Origin of the sequence: Kitasatospora sp. NPDC056273 (assembly GCF_042268845.1) — a bacterium.
Taxonomy (GTDB): Bacteria; Actinomycetota; Actinomycetes; order Streptomycetales; family Streptomycetaceae; genus Kitasatospora.
In genome coordinates this window covers 103,317-109,970 of record NZ_JBHJSJ010000012.1, presented here as the reverse complement: position 1 = coordinate 109,970, position 6,654 = coordinate 103,317, and the positions used below count along the sequence as shown (strand labels likewise).

General features: G+C 72.8%; 4 protein-coding genes and 1 pseudogene. All 5 read left to right on the top strand.

What is annotated here, in order from left to right; genetic code table 11:
* Positions 1-2: 2 nt before the first annotated feature.
* A complete protein-coding gene (locus tag ACFCY1_RS13705) occupies positions 3-218 on the top strand; it encodes an MbtH family protein (RefSeq protein ID WP_117486204.1) in 216 nt (71 codons plus the stop codon).
* Between the two features lie 11 nt (positions 219-229).
* Positions 230-1,495: a cytochrome P450 gene (locus ACFCY1_RS13700; protein ID WP_375874652.1), complete on the top strand. Its 1,266-nt coding sequence runs from the start codon at positions 230-232 to the stop codon at positions 1,493-1,495.
* A gap of 49 nt (positions 1,496-1,544) precedes the next feature.
* On the top strand, positions 1,545-2,294 hold the full coding sequence (locus ACFCY1_RS13695) for an SRPBCC domain-containing protein (RefSeq protein ID WP_375874651.1): 750 nt from the start codon (positions 1,545-1,547) through the stop codon (positions 2,292-2,294).
* 8 nt (positions 2,295-2,302) lie between these two features.
* Entirely contained in the window at positions 2,303-2,503 is a 201-nt protein-coding gene (locus ACFCY1_RS13690) for a hypothetical protein (RefSeq protein WP_049649157.1), read from the top strand.
* 389 nt (positions 2,504-2,892) lie between these two features.
* Positions 2,893-6,654 (top strand): annotated as a pseudogene (locus ACFCY1_RS13685) (hypothetical protein); the annotation flags it as partial.

Genomic DNA, 6,654 nt, shown 5'->3' with positions numbered 1-6,654 from the left:
CCATGACCAACCCCTTCGACGACCAGGACGGCACCTTCCTCGTGCTCGTCAACGACGAGAACCAGCACTCGCTCTGGCCGCAGTTCGCGGACGTCCCCGAGGGCTGGACCGTCGTCCACGGCCCCGACACCAACGCCGCCTGCCTGGAGTACGTCGAGAAGTCCTGGACCGACATGCGGCCCAGGAGCCTCGCCGACGCCATGGACACCCGGAAGTAGCGCGGCCCGTAGTGAACCCGACCGACACCACGGACGAGGCCCGCCCCGCGGCGGGCCTCGCCCCGGCCCACGACCCCGTCCCGTCCCACGACTTCGCCGCGGACCTGCTCACCCCCGAGGCCCGGCGGGACCCGTACCCCCTCTACGCCCGCATGCGGCGCGAGAGCCCCGTCCACCGCAGCGACCAGGGCATCTGGTACCTCACCCGGTACGCCGACATCGAGGCGGCCCTGGGCGACCTGCGGCTGTCCAACGACCGCGACCGGATGACCCGGGCCTACAGCGCGCTCGGCGGCGACCTGAAGGCCCTGAGCCGGCTCACCGACCGGCTCGGCCGGGTGATGACCAACACCGATCCGCCGGACCACAGCCGGCTGCGCAAGCTGGCCAACCGGGCCTTCACCGCCCGCCGGGTCGAAGCGCTGCGCGACGGCGTCCAGGGCATCGTCGACCGCCTCGTCGACGAGGCGGTCGCGGCCGGGCGGAGCATGGACCTGATCGAGGCCGTCGCCGCCCCGCTGCCGATGTCCGTCGTCTGCGAGCTCTTCGGCATCCCGGAGGAGGACCGGCCGCGGGTCAAGGGCTGGTTCCGCCGCTTCGGCCGGCTCACCGAGGACATCGACAAGTCCGAGGCGGCGATCGACCAGTACGAGGAGTACCTGTCCGGGCTCATCCGGCAGCGCCGGCGCGCGCCGGGCGACGACCTGATCAGCGCCCTGGTCGCCACCCAGGCGCAGGACGAGCGGCTCACCGACTCCGAACTGCTGTCCACCTGCTTCGTCCTGATCACCGCCGGCGACGAGACCACCGCCAACCTGATCAACAACGGCGTGCTGGCCCTGCTGCGCCACCCGGACCAACTGGCCCGGCTGCGCGCGGATCCGGGTCTGATCCGCGGCGCCGTCGAGGAGCTCGCCCGCTACGACACGGTGACCCAGGCGATCGTCCGGGTCGTCGCGGAGGACCTGGAGATCGGCGGACGGACGCTGCGCGAGGGCGAACTGGCGTACCTGTTCCTCGCCGCGGCCAACCGCGACCCGGACCGCTTCGAGGACCCCGACCGGCTCGACCTCACCCGCCCCGGCAACCGGCACCTGACCTTCGGCCACGGCCCGCACTTCTGCCTCGGCGGCCCGCTGGCCAAGCTCCAGGCCGAGGTGGCGATCGGCACGCTGGTGCGCCGGCTGCCCGGGCTTCGGCTGGCCGACGAGGCGGCGCTGGACTGGCGGCCCAACCCGCTGCAACGGCGGCTGAGCGCCCTCCCGGTCACCTACTGACCATGAACGACGACCACTGACCATGAACGACGACGAAGGAGTACCGACCATGGCCCGAGAGTTCGAGGTCCGCCGGGAACAGGACCTGCCCGCCACGCCCGAACAGGTCTGGGACGCGGTCGCCACCGGCGCCGGCAACCTCGGCTGGCTGTATCCGATGGAGGTCGAGCCGCGCGTCGGCGGGAAGGCCAGCCGGGGCGACTCCACCGTCGTGGCGTGGGAGCCGCCGCGGCAGTTCGCCGTCCGGGCGACCCAGGACGGCGGGTTCTCCAACACGCTCAGCTACCACATCGAGCCCGCCGACGGCGGAACGAGCCACCTGCGGATGGGCATCCACTGGGTGCACACGGGCGTCGTCGACGAGGCCTGGATGTGGGACGCCAAGTCGGACGCGGCCGAGAAGCACGTCGACTTCTACCAGCACGGCCTCGCCGAGTACCTGCGGCACTTCGCCGGCCGCCCCGCCGTCTACGTCAGGGCCCCGCGCCCCGAACCCACCGCCGACCCGGCCGACTTCGCCGCCCTGCGGCTGCGCCTCGGCCTCGCCGCCGACGCGGCCGTCGGCGACCGCCTGCGGATCGACGTCCCCGGTGCGGACGGCGGCCCGGAGGAGGTGGTCGTGGACTGGCTCAGCCCCGACTTCGTCGGCCTGCGCGGCCCGGACGCGCTCTACCGGTTCTTCAACGGCAGCACCTGGAACGTGCCGATCTGGCTCGGCCACCACCTGTTCGCCGAGGACGCCGACGAGCAGCGGGCCACCGCGGCGTGGACCGCCTGGCTCAACGACACCCAAGCCTAGGAACCCCGATGGAAACCTCCACCAGGACACTGCTCTTCGCCGCCGAACTCGTCGAGGAGAACGGCACGTACACGCTCCTCGTCGAGGACGTACGAACCGGCAGCGTCGAGACCACCCCGGTCCCCAAGGCCATGGTCGACAAGCTCCCGACCTTCCTCTCGGCGCTCGCCGCCAAGCTCAACCCTCCGGCGCCGCGCCGCCGTTGGTAGCCCTTCCCGCACCGTGAGGCCGGTGCCGTCCGGGAGCCGCCGCTCCCGGACGGCACCGGCCTCGCCGCGTCCGGCGGCGCTCAACGGCCGGACCGCCCTCGCCGGCGCGGGTGGGGGCCGACTCCGCTCGACGCGGTTAGTTCATATGACGATGCGTCAACAGGCGTGGCACTGGCCCGGGTCGAGGTCGTCACGGTCGGTCGCACCCCGTGAAGGGGGCGCGCGACGGGCGTCGAGCGCGGTGGTCGGACCGTTCGTGTGGGCCGCCGGGATGACCTCCCCAGCGTGCCGGACCGACCCGGATGGTGGAGACGGCATAGTCGTCCCGTCGCCCAATGGCGTGTTCACTCCGTCATCCAGAGTCCTGTGCACACCCTGGAGAGTCCTCGATGCCCAAAGTCAGACGTCGCCGGGGCCTGGCCCCGGCCTTCGGGGTGCGGGGCAGTACCGTCCCGGCTCGTCCGTCGAACCGTGCCGCGTCGAAGCGGCGCGGCTGGTCCGGAGCGCTGGCAGCGGTGCTGACGCTGGCACCGCTGTCGCTCGTCCCGCTGATGGCCGCCCCCGCCGCGCACGCCGCCCAGGCCTGCCCGCCCGACCCGGGCTACACCGACTGCCTCGCCTTCACCCACACCGGTGGCGGCCAGGACTTCACCGTTCCCCCCGGTGTCACCTCCGTCCGGGCGAAGGCCTGGGGCGCGGGCGCGGCCGCCGAAGCCGACAGCCCCGCGGGAACGGCCGCCGCCGACCACCGGAGCCGACCGGGGGCCGCCGGCGCCTTCGCGACCGCACTGCTGGACGTGACGCCGGGGCAGCGGCTGACGGTGGTGCCCGGCCAGGGCGGGCGGGCGCACTCCGAGGACCCGAGCTCCCCGGCGGCCCGGACGGCCCTCGGCGGCGGCGCCTCCAGCGTCCTGGCCGACGAGCCGCACGCCTCGGCCCGCACCCTGCTGGCGGCCGACGGCGGTACCTCCCCGAGCGCGGGCGGCGCGGCCGTCGGCTCCGGGGGCGGCGACGTTCCGGCGGGCCTGGTCTCCCACCTGACCGAGCGCCAGTACGTCGCCGGGGCCGGCTTCGGCGGCTTCGCTCACCCCGCCGCCCCGGTGAAGCCCGGCGACCGCGACGGACATGACGGACGTGACGGACGTGACGGCGGCAACGGCCTCGTGGTGCTGGAGTGGCAGGCCCCGGACGCCGCCTCGGCGAAGGCCGCCCCCGTCCAGGGCAACGCCTCGCAGGCCCCGTCCCCCTCGTCGTCCGCCGCGAGCGCCCCAGCGTCCCCGCTGGCCGCACCGGCCGCGCCGTCCGCTGAGAGCGTCCCCCCGTCGGGCACGGCCCCGGCCGGCCACGCGCCCCGGGCACCCGGCCCCCCCTTGGACTGCAGCGGCAACACGATCTACGCCGTCCAGCGCGGCTCCTCGGGCGCCGGTACGGGCACCCTGCTGGCCTTGGCCTCCGGCACCGTCGGCGGCGCCAACGTGACCGCCACGACGGTGAGCACGCTCCCCGCCGGGTCCGGCTTCACGAACGCCCTCGGCATCACGGACGGCGGCACCGCCGCCTACGTGGTCGACCAGACGCCGGCCGTCAGCGGGTCCGTCAACGTGTACGGCTACAACGCGGCCACCGGCGCCTGGACCGTCTACACCGGATCCGCCGGTCCCACCAGCGACTCCTTCGTCGCCGGCGCGGTGAACCCGGTCAACGGCATCTACTACTACGCCAGCTTCGAGCCCGGTACCGCGACCACGCCCGGCGTGGCCACCCTCTACGGGTTCAACACCACCACCAACACCGCGATCCCCGGCGTGATCGGCACGTTCGACCTGCCGGTCACCGGCACCTCCGGCCCCAACGGCGACATCACCTTCGACGCGGGCGGCAACCTCTACATCCTCTCCTCCGTCGGCACCGACGCCGCCATCGGCCGGGTCTCCGCACCGATCCCCACCACGGGGTCGGCCACCGGTGTGCCGCTGACCAGCACGACGCTGAGCACCCTGGACAACCCGACGGACAGGTCCTTCAACGGGGCGGCCTTCGACAACGTCGGCAACCTCTACATCGAGTTCACCTCGGGGACCACCACCTACCTGGAGCGGCTCAACCCGAACACCGGCGCGGTCACGGCCGGTCCCACGCCGTACACCAACAACGCCTTCCTCTCCGTGGACCTCGGCGCCTGCTCCACCAACCCGACCCTGACCCTGCAGAAGGACATCGTCGGCCGCTTCGCCGAGTCGACCACGTCCAACGACCAGTTCACCCTGGAGATCACCGGCGGTGGCGTCACTCAGGGCAACACCGCCACCACGACCGGCACCAGCACGGGCGTCCAGTCGCCCCCGGCCGGCCCGGTCATCGCGCTGTCCGGCACCACCTACACCCTCACCGAGACGGCGGCCTCCGGAAGCCTCTCCGACTACACCACCACCTACGACTGCGTCGACACGGCCAACGGCAACGCCCCGATCACCTCGGGCAGCGGGGTGACCACCTTCAACCTGCCGTTCCCGGCGACGGTGGAGGACAAGAACAGCCCGATGGTGCTCTGCACCTTCACGAACACCCCGGTCCCGGTGACGCCCGCGCTCACCATCGTGAAGTCGGCGTCGCCGACGACGGTTTCGGCGGTCGGTCAGGTCGTGGACTACAGCTTCCTGGTGACGAACACCGGGAACGTGACGCTGACGGACGTGACGGTGAACGAGACGGCGTTCTCCGGTTCCGGGGGGCCGCTCGTGGCGGCCTGTCCGCCGGGTGCGGCCTCGCTCGCCCCCGGTGCGTCGGTCACCTGCACGGCGAGCTACACGGTCACCCAGGCGGACATCGACCGAGGGAAGGTCACCAACACGGCGACGGCGACGGGTACGCCGCCGTCCGGCCCGCCGGTCACCTCCCCGCCGTCCACCGTGACCGTCACGGCCACCGCCAACCCGGCCCTCACCATCGTCAAGTCGGTCGACGCGACGGATCTGACGGCGGCGGGCCAGGTGCTGCACTACATGTACCTGGTGACGAACACCGGGAACGTGACGCTGACGAACGTCACCGTGAACGAGACGGCGTTCTCCGGTTCCGGGACGCCGCCGGTGGTGAGCTGCCCGCCTGCTGCGGCCTCGCTCGCCCCCGGGGCGTCGGTGACCTGCACGGCCGCCTACACGGTCACCCAGGCGGACATCGACCGAGGGAAGATCACCAACACGGCGACGGCGACGGGCACTCCGCCGTCCGGCCCGCCGGTCACCTCCCCGCCGTCCTCGACCAGCGTCCCGAACACCCCCGAGCCGGCCCTCACGATCGTGAAGTCGGCGTCGCCGACGACGGTTTCGGCGGTCGGTCAGGTCGTGGACTACAGCTTCCTGGTGACGAACACCGGGAACGTGACGCTGACGAATGTCACCGTGAACGAGACGGCGTTCTCCGGTTCCGGGACGCCGCCGGTGGTGAGCTGCCCGCCTGCTGCGGCCTCGCTCGCCCCCGGCACGTCGGTCACCTGCACGGCCAGCTACACGGTCACCCAGAGCGACCTGCAGAGCGGCAAGATCACCGACACGGCGACGGCGACGGGTACTCCGCCGTCCGGCCCGCCGGTCACCTCCCCGCCGTCCACCGTGACCGTCACGGTCACGCCCGCACCGGCGCTCACCGTCGCCAAGTCGGTGGACGCGACGGCGCTGACCGGGGTGGGCCAGGTGCTGCACTACGCGTACCTGGTGACGAACACCGGGAACGTGACGCTGACGGACGTGACGGTGAACGAGACGGCGTTCTCGGGCGCCGGGACGCCGCCGGTGGTGACCTGCCCGCCCGCTGCGGCCTCGCTCGCCCCCGGTGCGTCGGTCACCTGCACGGCCGAGTACACCGTGACGCAGGCGGACCTCAACGCGGGCAGCATCACCAACACCGCGACGGCGACCGGTACTCCGCCGTCCGGCCCGCCGGTCACCTCCCCGCCGTCCTCGACCACCGTCCCGAACACCCCTGAGCCGGCGCTCACCATCGCGAAGTCGGCGTCCCCGACGACGGTTTCGGCGGTCGGACAGACGGTCGACTACACGTACCTGGTGACGAACACCGGGAACGTGACGCTGACGGACGTGACGGTGAACGAGACGGCGTTCTCGGGCGCCGGGACGCCGCCGGTGGTGACC

Excerpts from the sequence above, each read along its gene's own strand:
- ACFCY1_RS13690 (WP_049649157.1), top strand. The coding sequence starts at position 2,303 with ATGGAAACCTCCACCAGGACACTGCTCTTCGCCGCCGAACTCGTCGAG.
- ACFCY1_RS13695 (WP_375874651.1), top strand. The coding sequence starts at position 1,545 with ATGGCCCGAGAGTTCGAGGTCCGCCGGGAACAGGACCTGCCCGCCACG.
- ACFCY1_RS13705 (WP_117486204.1), top strand. The coding sequence starts at position 3 with ATGACCAACCCCTTCGACGACCAGGACGGCACCTTCCTCGTGCTCGTC.